Origin of the sequence: Halomonas sp. I1 (assembly GCF_032334135.1) — a bacterium.
GTDB lineage: Bacteria > Pseudomonadota > Gammaproteobacteria > Pseudomonadales > Halomonadaceae > Halomonas.
In genome coordinates this window covers 193,692-213,532 of record NZ_JAVXUS010000001.1, presented here as the reverse complement: position 1 = coordinate 213,532, position 19,841 = coordinate 193,692, and the positions used below count along the sequence as shown (strand labels likewise).

The window sequence follows — 19,841 nt, the reverse complement described above, 5'->3', positions numbered from 1 at the left end:
TTGTCCCGGTGACATGAAATAACACATGGGGACAAAATATGGCTTATACTTCGGATGTGGATATTCGATCCGATACCGGAGAAACGGCCATGATGGCGGCACAGGCACAGCAGCGCCCTGCGACCAATACCCCGGAAGCAGGGCGCGTCGCGCTCAAGTTCTTCTTCAACATCATGCAGGCCTGGGGGTGCTCTGTTACCCAGCAGCGCACCCTGCTGGGCGGCATCGGCAATACCACCTACCACAAGTATCGGAAGCTGCCCGAGGTGCGCCTGCCTCGCGACACCATGGAGCGGATTTCCTACCTGATGGGCATCCACAAGGCGCTGCGGATCCTGTTCAGCAACAGCCCGGAGAAGGCCTACGAATGGGTGCACAAGCCCAATGAGGCGGCGCCCTTCAATGGTCAATCGGCCCTCGCGTACATGCTTCAGGGTCGCGTGGTGGACCTGGCCGATACGCGCCGGTATCTCGATGCCGTCAGGGGGTGACCCTTGCGCTTGCCTCGCATCCTGCCCGCCTGGCACCACGCCTATCGCGTCATCAACAGCGCCTTTCCGCCGATCGATGTGTTCGAGGACACGCTCGATCCCGAGGACCTGGAACTCGCCTTCGCCATCGAAGGGATGACCAACGACAGGCTGCTCGAGGAGGCCGGCGAACTGGCCCGCGTGCCTCGTGTTGATCGCGTCTCCGGGCCCGGCTCGACGTCGATCATGGCCGCCTTCACTCATATCGGCAGGCGGTCACGATTCAGCGACGGTACCTTCGGGGTCTACGACTGCGCCAGCCGCCTGGATACGGCCATCGCCGAGACGCGTTTCCATCTGTCCGAGTTTCTGCAGGCCACTCGGGAGGGCACTGTCGAGATCACCATGCGGACCTATATCAACACCATCACCCAGGAGCTGGAGGATATCCGGCAGGGCCATGACGGGTTGCACGACCCAGACCCGGCGCGCTATGGGGAGGCTCAGGCCTTCGCCACTCGACGACGCGAGGCGGGCGCGTTCGGGTTGCTCTACCAGAGCGTTCGCGACCCCGGTCACGAGTGCGCCGCTATCTTTCGGCCACCCGCCCTCAGCATTCCGGACCAGGGCCCGCATCTGCGTTATCTATGGGATGGCAGGCAACAGGCGATCACCCATGTGCTGGAAGTGTCCGAGCATCGGTGAGGTCGGTGGTATCGTCTGGATGTCGTGGTGAAGGGGGCATACCTGACAACCGATGGACAGGTGTGATGACTTGACACGATGTTTTTTCGGTGCCTGGCAGTTGTCAAGGACTGCTTGACAACTGAGGCTTCGGGGAACTCACCACCTTTCAAGGGACATTCTGAATAATGTAACCGGCTTAGTGGGAGAGTAGTTGTCCCAGCATCGCCAGGGTATGGGCCTTCTGGTCGCCGACCGCGCGGGCATGCAGGTCGAGAAGCTGCTGGTAGTCGCCGGCCATGGCCTCAACCATGCCGCCGGCTTCGAAGCGATCCATAAGGGTGCGGGCATCCCGAATCACCTCATCGAGCTCGTCGATCACCCGCTGGTGTTCGTCTTCGGTCATGTGGCGAGTTCCTGAACGCGGCGGTAGAGCACCCGAGCGCTCTCGATGGCTACGGCCTCATGGGTATCGAGCGTCAGTGAGGCACTATTGCTCTGTTGGCAGCCTTGGCTGGCGTCTTCCAACTGCCGGGAGTAGCGCTGAATCAGATGCTCGAGGTTCATGCGAATCATCGAGATCTCCAGCTCGAACTCGATCTTCAGCTCCTCCAGCCTGGCCGTCTCGTCCTTATCGGTACAGCGCACGATGCGGCCTTGCAGCGTACTATCCACAAGCCGCTCGGTGGCATGGAGCTTGGAGATAAGGTCGTAGACCACATCGCGGGTCGAAACAGTCACTACCTATCTGGGCAAGTTCTCTTGTCGTGCTGATAGCTGCCGCAAAGGCTGCAGCGCCTAGCCGCGGGACAAGTTTGAACATTATGACCAATGCTGCCGCAATGCGAACATCGCTGCGGCTTGGGGCAGTTTCTTGCTGTATGGCTACCCGAGCCACAGATAGAACACGCCATTTTGCTTTTTCCTCTCCTTTATCCATAAAAGCGGGAGCCCGGAGGCCCCCGCTCATTTTTGTCACTCTGGGCTTGTCGGCTAGACCGCTTAACCCAGCAGCGACAGGGCGTTCTGCGGAAGCTGGTTGGCCTGCGCCAGTACGGAGGTGCCTGCCTGCTGCAGGATCTGATTCTTGGTCATATTGGCCACTTCGGTGGCGTAGTCGGCATCTTCGATGCGCGAACGAGCGGCGGAGAGGTTGGTTTCGTTGGTGCCCAGGTTGGTAATGGCAGACTCAAACCGGTTTTGAACGGCACCAAGATCGGAACGCAATGTGTCAACCTTGCTAAGCGCGTCGTCAAGCTGCTTGAGAGGGTTGTCAGTACTTCCATTCTGAAGGCTAGAGGCGCTCAGAGAGGTACCATCGACAGTGAACGCTGCAGTACTAGCAGTGGAAGTGGTATCTGCTTCCTGAGGATCCAGTGCTACATAAAAGGTCTTGGCACTACCGTCCGCATCGATATCCAGCCCCTTATTGGCCAGGCTATCAGAAGCAGCTTGGCCTGCGGCGTCGTCCGCCAGCGTAATGCTAACCTCAGCATACCAGTTGCCATTGCTGTCTACTTGGGCATTGCCAGTTGATGTATCACCAATTGTGACACTGCCGTTGCCGCTCAAGCCCAGGGAAGTTTGCAGGTCATTTGAGAAGTCATTGATGGTAGTCTCAGCTACCGACGTAGTATCACCATATGCTTCTTTCATGGCTGAAGTAGGACCACCAGTCTGAGCAGTTAATCCACCGGCAACATCAGGTCCAGAAACGCTGAAAGTGCTCAGCCCCAGCGTGGAAGAAGTGATTTCCTCCAGATTGACAGTGATTTGTTCACCATCGTTTGCGCCAACTTGAATGCCGAGCGCCTGATTATCTTCCAGAACTTTTACGCCATTGAAGTCAGTTTGCTGAGAAATTCGATTGATTTCGCCAAGACGTTGGTCAATCTCTGCCTGGATTGAGTCCAGGTCATCCTGGGAGTTTGTCCCATTCTGAGCCTGCACACTCAGTTCACGAACACGTTGCAGGTTATCGTTGACCTGGTTGAGGGCGCCTTCGGCGGTCTGGGCGACGGAGATGCCGTCGTTGGCGTTGCGCTGTGCCTGGGAAAGGCCGGTGATCTGGCTGGACATGCGGTTGGCGATGGCCTGACCGGCCGCGTCGTCCTGGGCGCTGTTGATGCGCAGGCCGGAGGACAGGCGCTCCATGGAGGTAGAGAGGGCATTCTTCGATTCGTTCAGGTTCTGCTGACCGATCATCGAGGTGATGTTGGTATTGATCACTGACATGGTGATTTCCTTCCAAGCTGTTGAGGGCTCCATTGGCGGACCCGTCACGTGGGCGCTCCGGGCCTGCCGCAACGGCGCCGTTGGCCGTTACTCCTTATATCGGTGGCCTGGAAGGGACCTTTAGGGTGTGACGTGAAAAATTTTGCTCTCGGCCTGGGGCGAACACCAAGCCAAGTCACCTGGGATGCGGTGGGCCAGGAGGGCGGTGATAGACTCGGGCTCCTTGCTCTTTACTCCTTACCCTTTACTTCTTGCTTCTGAACCCCATGCCCACCATCGACGTAATTATCGAGCTTTCCCCCGCCGCCTGCCTGGCCCATTACGAGGGCCGGGTGGGCGTGGTGCATACTCGTAGCCTGGATGGGCGTAGCGTGCAGTTTCCGGCCGAGGCGCTGCGGCGGGTGGTGACGCGGGACGGGGTGCATGGCGTCTTTCGTTTGTATGTCTCGCCCGAGGGTCGCTTCGAGGGGATTCGGCGGCTTTCGGCGCCGCCGGACAGTCGCTGATACGGCGCTTGCGGTGCGGTTTTATCGGGAGGTCATGGCCGCGACCCAGCTTGCCACGAAGTCGGCCGGGGGCTGCGGGCGGCCGAAGTGAAAGCCCTGGGCCTGGTCGCAGCCCAGCTGGGCCAGTTCGCGGGCCTGTTTCGGTGTTTCCACCCCTTCGGCGATGGTCTGCATGCCCAGGCTGCGGGCCATGGCGATGATGGTTTCCACGATGGCGCGGTCGTGGGGGCCGTCGAGCATCTCGCGCACGAAGGAAAGATCGATCTTGAGGGTGTCGGCGGCGAAGCGACGCAGGTAGGCCAGCGAGGAATAGCCGGTGCCGAAGTCGTCGATCGAGAGGGTGTAGCCGGCCTTGCGCAGGGTCTGGGTGATGGCGATGGCCTGTTCGGGGTCCCGCATGACGTCGCTTTCCGTCAGTTCCAGGTCGATGGACGAGGTCGGTGTGTGGCGGGTCAGTTCGGCGATGCGCCGGGCCAGGTCGGGGTCGGTGAATTGCTGGGCCGAGACGTTGATCGACAGCCGGCCCGGCAGGGGGTGGCCGTTGTGTCGCCAGGTGGCCAGTTGGCGAGCGGCCTTTTCGAGCACCCATTCGCCCAGCGGACGAATCAGCCCGCGCTCTTCGGCCAGCGGGATGAACTCCCCGGGGCTGACCCAGCCCCAGTCCTCGTCGTACCAGCGGCATAGCGCCTCGGCCCCCACCAGCTCGCCGCTGGCGAGATCGAACTTCGGCTGATAGTACAGCTCGAGCTTGCCCTCACCGAGGGCGAGGTGGAGCCGTTCGGTCATCCGCTGGCGGCGCTGCAGGGCCAGGGTCATCGAGGGGTCGAAGGGGCAGGTGCCGTCAGCCTGGTGCTTGGCGTGGTAGAGGGCGATGCTGGCGAACTTGAACAGCTCTTCGGGCGTGACGGCATCCCGCGGATACTGGGCGGTACCGATGCTGGCCGAGAGCGTAAAACGGTGGTGGTCGAGGGTGAGGGGGCGGCCTACGGCCTGGCGCATGCGCTCGAGGCATTGTTCCAGCTCCGGCGCCGTGGCTCGGGGCACCAGCAGGGCGAACTCGTCGCCGGAGAGCCGGGCCAGACGCTCGTGTGGCCCCAGGGCGGCGCGCAGCCGCCCGCCGAGAGTCGCGAGCAGCCGGTCGCCGACCTGATGGCCGAGGGTGTCGTTGATTTCCTTGAACCGGCGGATGTCGATCAGCAGCAGTGCCAGCGGGGTCTGGTCGCGTTCGGCGGCCTGGCGCTGATGGCTCAGGTCTTCCATGAAGCGAATGCGATTGGGCAGGCCGGTGGTGCCGTCGGTATAGGCCAGCTGGTGCATGCGTCGGTGGTCGTTGCGACGTTCCAGCTCGGCGGCGGCGCCGGTGGAGAGAATACGCAGCACCGAGGTGGCGAAGGCGTCGGCCTCCAGCGGCTGGCGATACAGCACCATGATGAAGCCGATGGGCTCGCCTCGGGTGTTGTCCAGCCGGCGGCCGATCCAGGCACAGGTATCCGCCGGGAAGCCCGGCAGCCCGGAAAGGCCTTCGTGCTGGATCATGATCTCTTGCTCGTGGAGCAGCGTCGCGCAGGGCGTGCCGGCCAGGGGCAGGCGGCCAGGGGCCAGGGTGCGGCCATCGGAGAGGGCGCTGATCAGGCTGACGATAGTCTCGTCGGGAAGAGGCGAGGCACTGGCGTCTGCCGTGGAGGCGGGCTCCAGCAGGGCGACGAAGCCGGCGTCGGCCTCGAGGGTGCGGGTCAGGGTGCTCACCAGTTGATGGAAGTAGTCGTCGCCGACGCGGCTGGTGACGGTGGAGGCGATCTGCATCACCGCCTCCTGCACGCGCTGGGCCTCGTGCTGCTCGGTGATGTCGGTGATGAAGCCTTCCAGGCAGTCGACCTGGCCGTTGGCGTCGAACACCGCCTGGCCCTGTTCCCACATCCAGCGAAGGCCGCCGTTGGCGGTCCGCAGGCGGTAGACGACCTGGAACGGCTCTCGCCGGGCGATGGCCTGCTGCACGGCGTCGTCGGCGTGCTGGCGGTCGTCCGGGTGGATGAGCTCGAGGTAGCTGATCCGACGGTTATGGGTAAGATCGGCGGGGGAGTAGCCGATCAGGTCGGTGGCCCCCTGACTGACCAGCAGCATGGTCCAGTCCGTGTCGTTGAGGCAGCGGTAGGCCATGCCCGGCAGATGATTGAGCAGGGTGTCCAGGCGGCGTTCGCTCTCCCGGGCGTGACGCTCGCTTTCCTGGAGGGCGCACTCGGCTTCTCGTCGGCCCAGTTCGGCACCGGCCTGGGTCGCGGCGATGCGCAGCAGCTCGTACTCCTGGTCGCTGGGTGCGATGGGGCGGTTGGCGAGGACGGCCAGTAGCCCCAGGTGGGCGCCGTCTGTCGTGAACAACGGCAGGCCCAGGTAACTCTCGACCTCGAGCTCCCGCAGCATGCTGTCATGGGGGAAACGGGACTGCACATTGCCGGGGTACAGGCACATTTCGTGGCTGGCCACCGTCTCGCAGGGCGTGCCGGCCAAGGCATACTGCACGTTCGCCAGATGCTGTCCTCGGGACCAGATGGCCAGGGTCTGGGCTTTGTCGTCCCGCACCCGGGCGATCAGTACATGATCGGCCGAGAGCAGTTGGGCCAGCCGTTCCACCAGGGTGTCGAAGAAGTCGGTGGAACCGCTGTGGCCAAGCCCTTCGGCGAGTTGCCGGAAGGCCTCTTCGGCAGTGATCCGAGCGGGCATGGGTGGGTTCCTCCCCCGTGTCAGTGTTGTTGTTCCGGGGCCGTCGTGTCCAGCGGCATATCGGAAGATTGCGGGTTAGGGCAGGTCGACGGCAAGGCCTGATATGCCAGGGCCATGACAGGGCATGCGCGGGTTTCAAGTTGTGCCGGTGTCGGCCGATGTAGTACGAACACGTTTCTTTATAGCGCAACGAGAGGCACAAGGATGGTGGAGGACGGCTACGACCGGGTGGAAAGTCCCATGGAGATCGAGGCACTGCTCGAGGCGTTGATGGCGCCGGGTGGCGCCTCGCTCCAACTGGAGGACGCCGGGGGAGAGCCGTTGCCGGTGCTGGTGATGGATCATCGGCCCGGCGAGGAACTGCAGCTGGACATCAGCGCGATCCGCGAGGTCGCGGGGTCGCTGCAGCGCGGTCGTCCCTTCCGCCTGCTGGGTCGCAGTCAGGGCAAGATGGTGCGCACCTCGGTCCTGAGCATGCAGGCGTGCCAGGACGACGAGGGCCGGCTGGTCTGTCGCAGTGACTATCCGCGCAGCCTCGAGGTCCTGCAGCGCCGCGAGACGTTCCGCGCCGGGTTGCGGCTCGGCATGGAGGTCGGGGCGATCCTGCGCACCATCGAGGGGGGCGGTCGCGCGATCCAGGGGGATCTCAAGGACCTCTCCCTGGAGGGGTGCCGGCTGGAGTTGCCGCTGGCTGCGGGCGGTCTGCTGGGGGAAGTGTCGGTGCCGCTGGAGATCGAGCTCTGCTTTCCCGATGGCACGCGCTACGCCGTCCGTCAGGCATCGCTGCGGCACCGGCACGCGGATATGGAGCGTCGCGTGATCCAGGCAGGGTTCCGGTTCGAACAGGGCGGCGCCGAGCAGGAGCGCAAGCTGTGGTATTTCGTGCGTGCGATCGAGCAGGAGGCGGCGCGCCATGTCGAGGGCGACGATGCGTCCCGGCTGCCGTCCCCCTTGTTCCAGGCCTCGGTGAGCGCTTCCCCCACGATAGGGCGTCGCAACATGTGCCGTTATGCCACGCCCATGGCGAAGCGCTTGTCGCGCGTGGCCGGCTATCTGGATGCCCAGCTCCTCGAACTGCAGCAAGGCGGCGAGGTCTCCTCGGTGCAGTTGTCGCGCCACGCCGATCTGCTGCTGTCGTTGCGTGACGAGGATCGCGAGGGGCTGCTGTTCGCCACACGCTGCCTGCACGAGGAGACCTGGCTGGTGCGCCACTGCCTGAGCGTGGCGGTGCAGTTGCTCGACCTGTTGCAGGATGCTTCGCCGCCCCGCGAGCTGTGCAAGGCCATTGCGGCCTCGGCCATGCTGCACGATCTGGGCAAGGCGTTGTTGCCGAACGAGCTCTGGGAGCAGGCCTCGCCGAGTGACGAGGAGCGGCAACGGATGCGGGAGCATGTCGCTGCCCTCGGGCCTCGCCTGCGTCATTGCCACTGGCTGGCCGGCGCGGTCCGTGCCTCGGTGGTGGAGCGCATCAACGAACGCCTGGATGGCAGCGGTTATCCACAGGGCCTGGGCGACGAGCAACTGGGAGAACTCGAACGCGCCGCCGCCGTGGTCGATGTCGGGGATGCCATGCGACGCGACCGAGCGGATCGCCCCGCCTGGAGCGTCCAGGAAGTGCAGCGCCATCTGGTGGCACATCCCGAGGCGTTCGATGCACGCTGGGTGCGGCGTTACTGCCGGCGATTCGGGCGTTATCCGGTCGGCTCGTTGGTGCGCTTTTCGAGCGGAACCCTGGGGTGGGTCCAGGGGCTGGACGACAGCGGGGCGATCGCTCGTGTCCAGCTTACCGAGACGGTCGGCCCGCCGACGGATGAGCTGGGCAAGGTCCTTCAGGGTGACGTGAGCCAGCGCCTGGGTGAGGTGGTCGAAGAAGTCGTGGTGGGCGTGTGAATACAGTGCCTAAAGTTCCTGGGGGGCTGGCCGATAAAGGAGAAAATAGCCCATTCGACAAGGTCTGCTCGTGGCATCGTTGCCGACGGCGCTTGTCAGACTGGCCCACTTCGTCTCGGTAAGGAAACGTCATGGCGTCGATATCATCGCTGGGTATCGGGTCCGGCATGGACCTGAATGGCTTGCTGGATCAGTTGAAATCGGCCGAGCGCGAACAGCTCGAGCCCATTACCGCTCAGCAGCAGAGTTATGAAGCGAAGGTTTCCGCTTACGGCAAGCTGAAGAGCGCCTTGTCATCCTTTCAGGACGCGGCGGCCAAGCTCAACGGCGAGGAGCTTTACCAGAGCCTTTCCAGCAACGTGAGTGGTGACAGTGTCACCGCGACTGCCTCCAGCGAGGCTCAGGCGGGGCGCTATGACGTGTCGGTGGACGAGTTGGCGCGCGCCCAGAGCCTGGCGTCCCAGGGCTTCGCCGAGCGTGACGCCGAACTCGGAGCCGGTAGCCTGACCGTCGAAGTCGGCACCGGCGACGCTGCCCAGACCCTGAACCTCGATATCGCCCAGGCTGACAGTTCCCTCGAGGGCATCCGCGATGCCATCAATGCCGAGGGATCCGGCGTGACGGCATCCATCGTCAACGACGGCAAGGACAACCCGCATCGCCTGGTGCTCACCAGCGACAAGACGGGGACCGAGTCGACCATCCAGTCGGTCGATTTCGACAGCGACGCGGGCGATGGCACTCTGGATGCCAAGCTCTCCTATGGGGTCGCCGATGCCACCATGGAGCAGACCGTGCAGGCCAAGGATGCGGCCCTGAGGGTCAACGGCTTGAGTATCAGCAGTCAGTCCAATCAGGTCGAGGGCGCCATTCAGGGGGTCACCCTGGACATCGCCGAGACGGGCGATTCCACCGTCGAGGTCGAGCTCAACAATCGCGGCCTGCGTGACGGGGTGTCGGGCTTCGTCGATGCCTACAACAGCCTGCGTGGGACCATCGATTCGCTGACCAGCTTCAACGCCGAAACCGGCGAGGCCGGCGAGCTGCTCGGCGACAGCACTCTGCGCGGCATCGAGTCGAGGTTGCGTGACATCATCGGCGGGCAGGTCGGTGGTGGCGAGCTCAACATGCTCAGCGAGGTGGGGATCGACCTGGAGGTCGAGGGTACTCTGACACTCGATGATGATGCGCTCGATGACACCATCATGGACAACCGTCAGGCGCTGGCCGACCTGTTTGCCGGCACCGAGTCGAACGACGGGCTCACCGATACCCTCGATACGGCCCTGGAAAGCATGTTGAAGGAGGGTGGCACACTCGATAACGCGACCAGTGGCGTGGAGTCGCGTATCGAGGGGCTCAACGAGCGATATACCCGCATGGAGGGCTCCATCGATCGGACGATCGAGCGCTATCGCAGTCAGTTCAGCCAACTGGACGGCATGATTGCCAATATGAACCAGACCAGTACCTACCTGAGCCAGCAGTTCAGCGCGCTCAGCGGTTAATGTGACAATTCGCCGACGTGATCTGGGCGAGCGGGAGTAGAGGAGAGCGAGATGACAGGCACATACGGCGCTACCTATGGGCGCGGTGCAAGCACCTATGCCAGGATCGGGGTGGAGAGTGGCGTGATGTCCGCCAGCCCGCATCAGCTGATCACGATGTTGTTCGACGGCGCCCAGGCGGCCATTCGGGCGGCTCGTATCCACCTCGAGGCAGGCAATCTGGCCGAAAAAGGCAAGTCGATCTCCAAGGCGCTGGATATCGTCAACAATGGTTTGCTGGCGGCTCTGGACGGGGAGCGCGGCGGCGAGGTGGCGGGTAACCTGGCGTCGCTCTACGAGTACATTGCCCGTCGCCTGCTGGCCGCCAATGCCCACAATGACGTCGACGCCCTGAACGAGGCGGAGCGCCTGCTGGATGACATCGCCTCGGCCTGGCGGGACATCGAGCCCCAGGCCGCGGGAGCTTGAGCATGGGGCAGTCTCTCGATGGAGCGCTCGTTTCGAGCGATGCCGTGCTCGACGCCTACACCCGCCTGCTGACGCGCAGCGAAAGCATGCTGGAATCCGCCCTGGCGGCCGACTGGGAGGCCCTGGTCGATCAGGAAACCGAATATGTGCAGCAGGTGGAGCGGTTGTCGACCCTCGATGCCGGCGTCTCCCTGGATGGCGAGGAGCAGCGACACAAGGCCGAATTGCTGGAGCGTATCCTCGCGAACGACCTGGAGATACGCCGCCACCTCATCCAGCGTCGCGATGAGCTGGGCGAGCTGATCGGCGTCTCCCGGCGGCAGCGCGATCTGCAGCGTACCTACGGGGCCGGCGCCAGGCCCGGCGTCATCGATGCCGGGTCGCGCTTCGGGGCGGATTCGTCGTGAGCGGTATCACGCCGCTGCTGGACACGCTGCTGCACCAGGTGCTGGGCAAGCGCGCCGATGTGCCGCCCCCCAGGGACCTGAACCAACCGGTCAAGCCGGTCGCCCCCGGCGATGCGCCCCGCGCCCTGCACAGCGACTCGCGACTCGACGCCCGCTCGCCGCCGGGGCATGCCGTGCCCACCGCTCGGGAGGCGCCACGCACCGCCGTGCCACTGCCGGGTGCGGAGGCCGCGGCCCCGGCCTCGACGCATACCCACTTCAGCGCGACGGCACGGGCCATCGCCGACCTGCTGCTGCGTTTTCCCGCCCCTACCTCGGTCGTGACCCCTGCCGCCGCCCTGCTGAATGCCGATCAGTCGATCTCGCCCTCCCTGCTGGCGCAACGCCTCAAGGGCAGCGTGCGAGACAGCGGGCTCTTCTACGAATCGCACCTGGCGCGCTGGTTCGCGGGAGGGCTGTCGCGTCAGCAGCTCGAACGCGAGCCTCAGATGTGGCGGACCCTGGTCTTCACGCCGGCGGCGACCTCGCGAACGGGGGCCGCTCCCTTGATCGGCGCCACTGCGGCCGCCGGCGAAGCGGGAAGCCCGACCGGGGAGGCACCACGTTCCTCGCCGTCCGGTGCCGTGGCCGAGCATCGCGCGCCGGTTCATGAGCACTTGCAGGGGCTGGTTCGCCATCAACTGGAAATGCTGGCGGCGCCGACCCTGCGCTGGGAGGGCGATGTCTGGACCGGCCTGTTCATGGCATTGGCGGTGCACCTGCCACCCGAAGGGCGGGAACATCGGCGCGACGACGATGAAGCGCCCTCGCACGGTGAAGCGGGTACCTGTCGTTCTGAGCTGACCCTGGACGTGGCGGGGCTGGGCGCCATGCGGGTGGCCCTGCGAATGGGGGCGACGACACTGGATGTCACCCTGCAAGCGCGCGACGAGACGGTCCTGTCGGATCTGGCGACGGCGCTCGAGACGCTGCGCCAGCGGCTGGAACGCCATGGCTTCGAGCGTGTTCAGTTACGTCTGGAAACCTGGCGGGAGGAAGGCGAATGACCGACGATGACGCACGTCGACGGGCCGTGGCGCTGGCTTATGGTGATGATGACGCGGCACCCCGGGTCGTGGCGCGTGGCTATGGCGAATTGGCCGAGCGCATCGTCGAGGAAGCGCGACGCCAGGGCGTTCATGTCCACGATGCCCCGGAGCTGGTGGGGCTGTTGATGCAGCTTGATCTGGACGAAGAAATTCCGCCCAGGCTGTATCGGGTCATCGCCGAACTGCTGCTCTGGCTGCACGAAAGGGCCGGTGATGAGCGTTGAATGACGGCCATTTCGTCGGCATGATGTCGTCTTTTTTGTATTTTTTTGTAACGATCCTGCCCGAATTCTCTTTCCTGCCTGTGCAATAGCATTGCCTTAATAAGATGATTTGCTAGCGCTTTTTCATCACATTGGGCAATGCAAAATTCCCTTAGGACCCGACCGTTGGTGGCGCGATGTTGCATCCACCGGTGGAGCATAGACAATGTTGCACAAATGAAAAAAAGCGGTCGTATGCTGTGCTTTTCGTGAGATGAAGGCATCACGACAGGTAGGGCGTATGAGGCCGTGCCGAATAAATAAATGCGGTAAAAGCAGGGAATTATGAAAACGAACGAATACCTGGATGAGATCCGGGAAATGAATCTTGCGTATCTCCTGTTGGCGCAGCGCCTGCTGCATGCCGATCGAGAAGAAGCCATGTTTCGGCTCAAGATCGATGATGCCATGGCCGATTTTCTTTTCTCATTAGGCGCCCAGCAGCTTTCGAGGTTAGCAAATACCAACCAGCTGTTATGCCAGCTCGGTCATGACGGCGTCGAGCCATTGCGCCAGGTGGTCGACAATCCGCGCGAACAGGGGTTGTCCCACTTTCACTCCTCATTGCTGATGGCGTCCCGGCCCCTGTCGTCGAGTCTGTCGCCAGAGGAGGGGCGTGGCCATGTCGACTAAGAGCCTGCTGGATGAGTGGCGACAGGTCCGCCTCGCCATTGACCTGATCGAACTGGGAGCCCGGCTGCAGGTGCTCGAGACCGAAACCGATCTCAGCCGTGCCCGACTCATCCGGCTGTTCAAGGAAGTGCGCGGCATGTCGCCCCCCAAGGGCATGCTGCCCTTCTCCACGGACTGGTTCATCACCTGGATGCCCAACATCCATTCGTCGTTGTTCTACAACGTCTACCTGCGCCTGCGCGAGGATCATGGCTGTTCGCGCATGTCGGGCTTTATCAAGGCCTACCGCCTCTATCTGGAGCAGGTCGCGATCGATGATGCCGATGCCGTGCTGGGCTTGACCCGAGCCTGGACCCTGGTGCGCTTCTTCGAAAGCGAGCAACTGCAGCTTTCCAGTTGCACGCGCTGCCATGGCCGTTTCGTGGCCCATGCCCACAGCCCCAGCCACGACTACGTCTGCGGCATCTGTCAGCCGCCTTCGCGGGCCGGCAAGACGCGCAAGCGTCGCGAACAGGCCGACGCGGCACGTCGCGTACCCCCAGCCCTGGAGGCCTCGAGCCAGGCTTGAGAGCCGGGCGGCGTCCCTGTCGAGGGGCGCCGCAGTTTTTTGTGCCGCGCCCTCAAGTTTTGTTACGCCGGCGCCGATATCCAAGACAGTTACGTCATTCACGTTCCTGCTAAGGATGTCGGCCGTGCTGATCCCCATAGGTTACTTGATCGTCCTGCTCTCCGTTTTCGGCGGCTTCGTGCTGGCCGGCGGTAGTCTCGGGCCGCTGTTCCAGCCCACGGAGCTGCTGATGATCGGCGGTGCGGGGGTGGGGGCTTTCGTGGCTTCCAACAACGGCAAGGCGCTCAAGGCGTCGTTCCGCATCATTCCCCGGCTGCGTCGCTCCAAGAAGTACGACAAGGCGATGTACCTGGAACTGATGACGCTGCAGTACAAGATCCTGACCAAGATTCGCCGCGACGGCATGCTCGGCATCGAGCGGGACATCGACGACCCGCAGGAAAGCTCGCTGTTCAACGACCATCCCAAGGTCCTGGCCGACCCCATGATCATGACCTTCCTGACCGATTATCTGCGTCTGATGGTCAGCGGCAGCATGGATCCCATGGAGCTCGACGAGCTGATGCTCCACGAGATCGAGGCCTTCGAGCAGGAAGCCCATGTCCCGATCGACGCCATCGGTCGCATCGGCGATGCCATGCCGGCGTTCGGCATCGTGGCGGCGGTGATGGGGGTGGTGAAGGCCCTGAGCACCGCCGCCGCCGGCCCCGAACAGATGGGGCAGATGATCGCCCACGCCCTGGTCGGCACCTTCCTGGGCATCCTGCTCGGCTATGGCTTCATCATGCCCCTGGCGAGCCGCATCGAGCGCCAGGCCAAGGAAGCCGAGAAGATGCTGCAGTGCATTCGGGTCACCCTGCTGGCGAGCTTGCATGGCTATGCCCCGCAACTGGCCGTGGAGTTCGGGCGCAAGGCGCTGCATACGGCTGACCGGCCGAGCTTCACCGAGATGGAAGAGTACGTGCGACAGGCCAAGTCGGTGGCGGGGAGTGCATGAGTCAGGGCGACAACAGACGACCGATCATCATTCGGCGCAAGCGGGTCGTTCATCGCCACCATGGCGGTAGCTGGAAGATCGCCCTGGCGGACTTCATGACGGCGTTGATGGCCCTGTTCCTGGTCATGTGGATCCTGTCGACGGCCAGCCGCCAGGAGCGCGAGGGCGTAGCCGAGTATTTCAGCACGCCCCTGGTGACCGCCATTGCCGGTGGCGACAGCGCCTCGATGAGCGAGAACGTCATTCCCGGCGGCGGGCCCGATCCCGTCTATACCGAGGGCGAACGCGCACGGGTCGACATGCGCCAGCGCTCGCGTCCCAGCGAGCAGCAGCGCCGCGCCTTCCGCGACCTGCAGCGGCGCATCGAGATGGCCATCGATGCCGACCCGGACCTCAAGCAACTCCGCGACCAGTTGCGTTTCGACATGACGCCGGAAGGGCTGCGCATCCAGCTGGTGGATTCCGAGCAGCGCCCCATGTTCGAGCTTGGCAGCGACCAGGTCGCGCCCTACATGCGTGACCTGCTGCGCCTGATGGCGCCGATGCTCAACGAGCTGCCCAACGACCTCAGCATCAGTGGCCACACCGACAGCCTGGCCTACCTGAACGGGTATCACGGTTACGGCAACTGGGAACTGTCCTCTGCGCGCGCCAACGCGTCGCGTCGCGAGCTGGTCGCCGGGGGGCTGGATCCGGCCAAGTTGCTGCGGGTCGCCGGTTTCGCCGACCAGGTGGTGATGCCGGATACCGAGCCGAGCGATCCGATCAACCGACGCATCGAGTTGCTGATCCTGTTCGAGCAGGTGGCCGAGCGCATCCGCGCGCCGGGGCAACTGGATGATCTGGGCGTGCCTTCGCCCACCCGTAATGGCCCCTCCGGCGTCTCGACGCCGCTGGAGGAGTTCAACGAGAGCCTGCGTGAGACGTTTGGCAAGCCGCCCGAGTCCTGACGGGCCGTCAACATCCAGGCTGGAGAGACGTGCATGGATATCACTGATTTCTACGACACCTTCTTCGAGGAGGCCGAAGAACTGCTGGCCGACATGGAGCGCCACCTCCTGGCGATCGATGTCGACGACCCGGATGTCGAGCAGCTCAATGCCATCTTCCGGGCGGCGCACTCGATCAAGGGGGGTGCCGGCACCTTCGGCTTCGATGTGTTGCAGCAGACCACGCACCTGTTCGAGAACCTGCTGGATCATGCCCGGCGCGGCGAACTGACGCTGCGTCGGGACATCGTCGATACCTTTCTGGAAACCAAGGACATGCTCCACGACCAGCTGGACGCCTACCGTAGCGATGACGTGCCCGACCGGGCCGCTTTCGACCGCATCTGCCGGACCCTGCAACAACTGGCGATGGAGGAGATCGGTCAGGCGCTCGATGGTGCCGACGGCATGTCCTCCGAGCCCGAATCCCCGGCGCCGGAGACTGAGACAGCGCCCGCCGATGAGACGTCACCGGCGCCTGATGCCGGGGCGGAGCCCGAGCAGGCGCCGGACGATGGCCGGCTGGTGGTCTCCCTGCTCGGGGTCGGCGACAAGGATCGCGACCTGCTGGTGGAGGAGCTCGAGCAACTGGGCGAGGTTCAGGCCCGGGAGGGCGATACGGACTGCTACCGGGTGACCCTCGAGACCTCGGTGGGGCGCGAGGATATCGAGGCGGTGATGTGTTTCATCGTCGAGCCCGAACAGCTCCGTGTCGAGGCGGCGTCCGCGCCCGCGGCGGGCGAGGCCGCCGCGACGGAAGCGAAGGTGGCCGAAGAAACGGTCACCGAAACAACGATCACCGAAACAACGGGCACCGACCAGCCGTCACCGGCATCCGGCGCGGCAAGCGCCAACGAGGCGGCACCGTCCTCGTCCGATACTGCCAGCCAGCCCGATGCCTCCGGGACGCCTGCCGGGTCCGGCAAGCCCAGGCCGTCGAGCAAGTCGAAGAAAAAGGCCAAGAGTGGTGGGGAGACATCCTCGATCCGTGTCTCCGTGGACAAGGTCGACCAGATCATCAACCTGGTCGGCGAGCTGATCATCACCCAGTCGATGCTCGACCAGACCGTCAGCGAGCTGGAAGACGTCAATCACACCGGGCTGAACAACGGCCTCAACCTGCTGCGGCGCAATGCTCGCGACCTGCAGGAGGCGGTGATGTCGGTGCGGATGGTGCCGATGGACTATGTGTTCAGTCGCTATCCGCGCCTGGTGCGCGACCTGGCCGGCAAGCTCGACAAGGACGTGGAGCTGGTCACCGAGGGCGAGTCCACCGAGCTCGACAAGAGCCTGACCGAGCGCATCATCGACCCGCTCACCCACCTGGTACGCAACAGCCTGGATCATGGCCTCGAGTCGCCGGAAGCACGCGAGGCGGCCGGCAAGCCGCGCACCGGCCGGCTGACCCTGTCGGCCCAGCACCAGGGCGGCAACATCCTGATCGAGGTGATCGACGACGGCGCCGGCCTGGACCGCGACCGGATCCTGGCCAAGGCGCGCAGCAACGATCTGCCGGTCAGCGACAGCATGAGTGACGATGAGGTCTGGCAGCTGATCTTCGCCCCCGGCTTCTCCACGGCCCAGGAAGTCAGCGATGTGTCCGGGCGCGGCGTCGGCATGGACGTGGTCAAGCGCAACATCCAGAACATGGGCGGCCACGTCGAGATCGCCTCGGTGACCGGCGAGGGCACCACCACCCGCATCGTGCTGCCGCTGACCCTGGCGATCCTCGACGGCATGTCGATCAAGGTCGGTGACGAGGTCTTCATCCTGCCGCTGTCGGCGGTGCTCGAGTCGCTGCAGCCGGACAAGCGGGATCTCTACGCCATGGCCGGCGACGACGTGGTGCTCAAGGTGCGCGACGAATACCTGCCGGTGGTGCCCGTCCACGAGGCCCTCGATGTGGCCGGGGCGCGTACCGAGCTCGACGAGACCATCGCCGTGATCGTCCAGGGTGAGGGGCGTCGCTACGCCTTGCTGGTGGATGACCTGATCGGCCAGCAGCAGGTGGTGGTGAAGAACCTGGAGACCAACTACCGCAAGGTGCCGGGTGTGTCGGCGGCCACCATTCTCGGCGATGGCAGCGTGGCCCTGATCCTCGACATCGCCGATCTGCACCGTCTCAACCGTACCAAGAAGGAGGCGCGTCGCGGCCAGCATCCCGGCGACGTGCCGACTGCCCATCCCAAGGAGGTAGAGCCGTCATGAGTACCCCGAACACCAATGCCGCCCTGGCCGCCACCGAGGAGCAGAACCGCGAGTTCCTGGTCTTCTCGCTGGGCGACGAAGAGTACGGCATCGACATCCTCAAGGTGCAGGAGATCCGTGGCTACGAGAATGTCACGCGCATCGCCAACGCGCCCGACTTCATCAAGGGTGTGACCAATCTGCGCGGCGTGATCGTGCCGATCGTCGACCTGCGCATCAAGTTTCGCCTGGAGAAGGTGGAATACGGCGGCCAGACCGTGGTCATCGTGCTCAATGTCGGCGACCGGATCGTCGGCATCGTGGTCGATGGCGTCTCCGACGTCATGACCCTCACCCCCGAGCAGATCAAGCCGGCACCGGAGTTCGGCGTCACCCTCTCGTCCGATTTTCTGAGCGGCCTGGGCAGCCTGGAAGACCGCATGCTGGTGCTGGTCGATATCGACAAGCTGCTGACCAGCGACGAGATGGCCCTGGTGGACTCCGTCGGCGAGTAAGCGTCGACCCATAACGATAAAACCCGTGGGGGAGCTATGCGCCGACTGACAACGACACAAAAACTGTGGGCCTCCCTGGGACTCATCTGGCTGGCCATGCTGCTGATGGTGGGCTGGGGAGCCTGGGAGAACCGCGAGACCAGGCTCGACGAGCGTCGAGCGGGCCTCGAGGTCTACATCGACCTGGCGATGGGCGTGATCGAGGAGCAGGACGCGCGCGCCGAGGCCGGCGAGATCAACACCGAGCAGGCCAGGCAGCGTGCCGCCGAGATCATCAAGAACATGAGCTACGACGAGGGGCGTGGCTATTTCTATGTCTTCAACGACGATCTGGCGTTGCTCAGCCATCCGCGCCTGCCGGAGGGCACCTCCGTCGCCGACTTCCAGAACGTCGAGGAGCGTTTCCTGTTCCGCGAGTTCCTCGAGGATGTGGCCGAGGACGATGGGTTCGTCGACTACCTCTGGGCCCACGAGGAAGGCAGCGAACCGGCGCCCAAGTCCTCCTTCCACGCGCGCTTCGACGACTGGGGCTGGACCGTCGGCACCGGGGTCTACATCGACGATATCAATGCCGCCTTCATCGCCTCGCTGAGCCGTAGCCTGCTGGCGCTGCTGGTCATCGGCGTGCCGGTCAGCCTGATGATGCTGCTGGTGATCCGGGGCATCACGCGAGGGCTGGGGGGTGATCCCCGCTACGCCGTGGACGTGGCGCGCTCCATCGCCGACGGCGATCTCTCCCGCGAGGTACGACTGCGCGAGGGTGACCAGGGCAGCCTGCTGTTCGATATCGAGCGCATGCGTCGTGCCCTGGGCAGCACCATCGGGGATATCCGCCGGGACGTCGACGACGTGGGAGGCGTGGTCGACGAGATCGATGCCGGCAACGACGAGCTGGCCACCCGCACCGAGCAGCAGGCCTCGGCGCTGAGCGAGACGGCCTCGAGCATGGAAGAGCTGACCACCACGGTGCGTCACAACGCCGATCATGCCGAGCAGGCCCGCACCTTGTCCGGCGAGACCGCCTCGAACGCGGCGCGTGGTCGGTCGGCCATGGAAGAGGTGGTGGCCGCGATCAACGAGATCAACGACAGCGCCACCCAGATGAACGGCATCGTCGACACCATCGATTCCATCGCCTTCCAGACCAACATCCTGGCGCTCAACGCCTCGGTGGAGGCGGCCCGTGCCGGCGAACACGGGCGCGGTTTCGCGGTGGTCGCCGAGGAGGTGCGACAGCTCGCCAGCCGCTCGGCATCGGCGACCCGCGAGATCAAGACATTGATCGAGCGCTCCGACGGCAAGGTCGTCGAGGGCACCCGGCGGGTCAAGGAGACCGACGAGATCATCGCCGGCATCGCTGCCGATATCCAGCAGCTCACCGCCCTGGTCGGCGAGATTTCGACCGCCACCCAGGAGCAGAGCCAGGGCATCGAGCAGGTCGGCGAGGCGGTCACCCAGATGGATCAGATGACGCAGCAGAACGCCAGCCTGGTGGAAGGCCATACCGATGCGTCCCGGCGCCTGGTGGAGCGCAGCCAGCACCTGCGCGAGCGCGTGGCGCGCTTCCGGGTCGCCGCCGAGCGGGATGAGCCCGCCACGCCGGATACCGAGGGGGTATCGCGTCGGACCGGTGCGCCCGAGTCGGCGGAAACCTGCTGAAGGAGCACGGGATGATGCAAGACCGTTGGAACAACCGGGCGGCGATGAACCGCCCG

20 protein-coding genes are annotated in these 19,841 nt (G+C 64.3%); 16 read left to right on the top strand and 4 right to left on the bottom strand.

Annotation, left to right across the window (positions count from 1 at the left end; translation table 11 throughout):
- The first annotated feature begins 38 nt into the window (after positions 1–38).
- Together RSO41_RS00960 and RSO41_RS00955 are read left to right on the top strand one after the other, a co-directional pair.
- Positions 39–491 carry an MbcA/ParS/Xre antitoxin family protein gene (locus RSO41_RS00960; protein WP_315616885.1) on the top strand — a complete coding sequence of 151 codons (453 nt, stop codon included), beginning with the start codon at positions 39–41 and terminating at the stop codon, positions 489–491.
- Positions 492–494: 3 nt separating this feature from the next.
- A complete protein-coding gene (locus tag RSO41_RS00955) occupies positions 495–1,175 on the top strand; it encodes an RES family NAD+ phosphorylase (protein ID WP_315616883.1) in 681 nt (226 codons plus the stop codon).
- Positions 1,176–1,353: 178 nt separating this feature from the next.
- Here the strand turns inward: RSO41_RS00955 and RSO41_RS00950 are convergent, their stop codons facing one another.
- The 3 genes from RSO41_RS00950 to RSO41_RS00940 all read right to left on the bottom strand — a co-directional run bounded on the left by RSO41_RS00950 (position 1,354) and on the right by RSO41_RS00940 (position 3,389).
- Positions 1,354–1,560 carry a hypothetical protein gene (locus RSO41_RS00950; RefSeq protein WP_315616882.1) on the bottom strand — a complete coding sequence of 69 codons (207 nt, stop codon included), beginning with the start codon at positions 1,558–1,560 and terminating at the stop codon, positions 1,354–1,356.
- Complete coding sequence (locus RSO41_RS00945; RefSeq protein ID WP_315616880.1) at positions 1,557–1,895, bottom strand: hypothetical protein; 339 nt, start codon at positions 1,893–1,895, stop codon at positions 1,557–1,559. Before RSO41_RS00945 ends, RSO41_RS00950 begins: the two co-directional genes overlap by 4 nt.
- A 261-nt stretch (positions 1,896–2,156) precedes the next feature.
- Positions 2,157–3,389, bottom strand: coding sequence for a FliC/FljB family flagellin (locus RSO41_RS00940; protein ID WP_315616877.1), 1,233 nt, complete (start codon positions 3,387–3,389; stop codon positions 2,157–2,159).
- Positions 3,390–3,655: 266 nt separating this feature from the next.
- Between RSO41_RS00940 and RSO41_RS00935 the strand changes: the two genes are divergently transcribed.
- Complete coding sequence (locus RSO41_RS00935; protein WP_315616875.1) at positions 3,656–3,895, top strand: DUF2835 domain-containing protein; 240 nt, start codon at positions 3,656–3,658, stop codon at positions 3,893–3,895.
- 21 nt (positions 3,896–3,916) lie between these two features.
- On the opposite strand, the gene RSO41_RS00930 is transcribed toward RSO41_RS00935, so the two are convergent.
- A complete protein-coding gene (locus tag RSO41_RS00930; protein ID WP_315616873.1) occupies positions 3,917–6,613 on the bottom strand; it encodes an EAL domain-containing protein in 2,697 nt (898 codons plus the stop codon).
- A 204-nt stretch (positions 6,614–6,817) separates the two neighbouring features.
- Here RSO41_RS00930 and RSO41_RS00925 point away from each other — a divergent pair, with 204 nt between their 5' ends.
- From RSO41_RS00925 to RSO41_RS00865, 13 genes are all read left to right on the top strand, one after another.
- Positions 6,818–8,503 (top strand): HD domain-containing phosphohydrolase, encoded by a 1,686-nt coding sequence (locus RSO41_RS00925; protein WP_315616871.1) that lies wholly within the window; start codon positions 6,818–6,820, stop codon positions 8,501–8,503.
- A 131-nt stretch (positions 8,504–8,634) separates the two neighbouring features.
- Positions 8,635–10,011 carry a flagellar filament capping protein FliD gene (fliD, locus tag RSO41_RS00920; RefSeq protein ID WP_315616869.1) on the top strand — a complete coding sequence of 459 codons (1,377 nt, stop codon included), beginning with the start codon at positions 8,635–8,637 and terminating at the stop codon, positions 10,009–10,011.
- Positions 10,012–10,062: 51 nt separating this feature from the next.
- Positions 10,063–10,479, top strand: coding sequence for a flagellar export chaperone FliS (fliS, locus tag RSO41_RS00915; RefSeq protein ID WP_315616867.1), 417 nt, complete (start codon positions 10,063–10,065; stop codon positions 10,477–10,479).
- A gap of 2 nt (positions 10,480–10,481) precedes the next feature.
- On the top strand, positions 10,482–10,886 hold the full coding sequence (locus tag RSO41_RS00910) for a flagellar protein FliT (protein WP_315616866.1): 405 nt from the start codon (positions 10,482–10,484) through the stop codon (positions 10,884–10,886).
- The gene (locus RSO41_RS00905; protein ID WP_315616864.1) at positions 10,883–11,932 is read left to right on the top strand and encodes a flagellar hook-length control protein FliK; all 1,050 of its coding nucleotides are present in this window, start codon (positions 10,883–10,885) and stop codon (positions 11,930–11,932) included. The genes RSO41_RS00910 and RSO41_RS00905 overlap by 4 nt, the downstream gene beginning before the upstream one ends.
- On the top strand, positions 11,929–12,198 hold the full coding sequence (locus RSO41_RS00900; RefSeq protein WP_315616862.1) for an EscU/YscU/HrcU family type III secretion system export apparatus switch protein: 270 nt from the start codon (positions 11,929–11,931) through the stop codon (positions 12,196–12,198). The genes RSO41_RS00905 and RSO41_RS00900 overlap by 4 nt, the downstream gene beginning before the upstream one ends.
- Positions 12,199–12,522: 324 nt before the next feature.
- A complete protein-coding gene (gene flhD / locus RSO41_RS00895; protein ID WP_315616860.1) occupies positions 12,523–12,870 on the top strand; it encodes a flagellar transcriptional regulator FlhD in 348 nt (115 codons plus the stop codon).
- On the top strand, positions 12,860–13,438 hold the full coding sequence (gene flhC / locus RSO41_RS00890) for a flagellar transcriptional regulator FlhC (protein ID WP_315616857.1): 579 nt from the start codon (positions 12,860–12,862) through the stop codon (positions 13,436–13,438). Before flhD ends, flhC begins: the two co-directional genes overlap by 11 nt.
- 124 nt (positions 13,439–13,562) lie before the next feature.
- On the top strand, positions 13,563–14,435 hold the full coding sequence (gene motA / locus RSO41_RS00885) for a flagellar motor stator protein MotA (RefSeq protein WP_315616855.1): 873 nt from the start codon (positions 13,563–13,565) through the stop codon (positions 14,433–14,435).
- The gene (motB, locus tag RSO41_RS00880; protein WP_315616853.1) at positions 14,432–15,385 is read left to right on the top strand and encodes a flagellar motor protein MotB; all 954 of its coding nucleotides are present in this window, start codon (positions 14,432–14,434) and stop codon (positions 15,383–15,385) included. The genes motA and motB overlap by 4 nt, the downstream gene beginning before the upstream one ends.
- A 33-nt stretch (positions 15,386–15,418) precedes the next feature.
- Positions 15,419–17,632 (top strand): chemotaxis protein CheA, encoded by a 2,214-nt coding sequence (gene cheA / locus RSO41_RS00875; protein ID WP_315616851.1) that lies wholly within the window; start codon positions 15,419–15,421, stop codon positions 17,630–17,632.
- Positions 17,629–18,126 carry a chemotaxis protein CheW gene (cheW, locus tag RSO41_RS00870; RefSeq protein ID WP_275287437.1) on the top strand — a complete coding sequence of 166 codons (498 nt, stop codon included), beginning with the start codon at positions 17,629–17,631 and terminating at the stop codon, positions 18,124–18,126. Before cheA ends, cheW begins: the two co-directional genes overlap by 4 nt.
- A 36-nt stretch (positions 18,127–18,162) precedes the next feature.
- A complete protein-coding gene (locus tag RSO41_RS00865) occupies positions 18,163–19,785 on the top strand; it encodes a methyl-accepting chemotaxis protein (protein ID WP_315616848.1) in 1,623 nt (540 codons plus the stop codon).
- Positions 19,786–19,841 lie beyond the last annotated feature (56 nt).

Coding starts and splice junctions, on each gene's coding strand:
- RSO41_RS00900 (WP_315616862.1), top strand. CDS start 11,929: ATGACCGACGATGACGCACGTCGACGGGCCGTGGCGCTGGCTTATGGT.
- RSO41_RS00940 (WP_315616877.1), bottom strand. CDS start 3,389: ATGTCAGTGATCAATACCAACATCACCTCGATGATCGGTCAGCAGAAC.
- RSO41_RS00950 (WP_315616882.1), bottom strand. CDS start 1,560: ATGACCGAAGACGAACACCAGCGGGTGATCGACGAGCTCGATGAGGTG.
- RSO41_RS00935 (WP_315616875.1), top strand. CDS start 3,656: ATGCCCACCATCGACGTAATTATCGAGCTTTCCCCCGCCGCCTGCCTG.
- flhD (WP_315616860.1), top strand. CDS start 12,523: ATGAAAACGAACGAATACCTGGATGAGATCCGGGAAATGAATCTTGCG.
- fliS (WP_315616867.1), top strand. CDS start 10,063: ATGACAGGCACATACGGCGCTACCTATGGGCGCGGTGCAAGCACCTAT.
- fliD (WP_315616869.1), top strand. CDS start 8,635: ATGGCGTCGATATCATCGCTGGGTATCGGGTCCGGCATGGACCTGAAT.
- cheW (WP_275287437.1), top strand. CDS start 17,629: ATGAGTACCCCGAACACCAATGCCGCCCTGGCCGCCACCGAGGAGCAG.
- RSO41_RS00925 (WP_315616871.1), top strand. CDS start 6,818: ATGGTGGAGGACGGCTACGACCGGGTGGAAAGTCCCATGGAGATCGAG.
- RSO41_RS00865 (WP_315616848.1), top strand. CDS start 18,163: ATGCGCCGACTGACAACGACACAAAAACTGTGGGCCTCCCTGGGACTC.
- RSO41_RS00910 (WP_315616866.1), top strand. CDS start 10,482: ATGGGGCAGTCTCTCGATGGAGCGCTCGTTTCGAGCGATGCCGTGCTC.
- motB (WP_315616853.1), top strand. CDS start 14,432: ATGAGTCAGGGCGACAACAGACGACCGATCATCATTCGGCGCAAGCGG.
- RSO41_RS00930 (WP_315616873.1), bottom strand. CDS start 6,613: ATGCCCGCTCGGATCACTGCCGAAGAGGCCTTCCGGCAACTCGCCGAA.
- RSO41_RS00960 (WP_315616885.1), top strand. CDS start 39: ATGGCTTATACTTCGGATGTGGATATTCGATCCGATACCGGAGAAACG.
- flhC (WP_315616857.1), top strand. CDS start 12,860: ATGTCGACTAAGAGCCTGCTGGATGAGTGGCGACAGGTCCGCCTCGCC.
- cheA (WP_315616851.1), top strand. CDS start 15,419: ATGGATATCACTGATTTCTACGACACCTTCTTCGAGGAGGCCGAAGAA.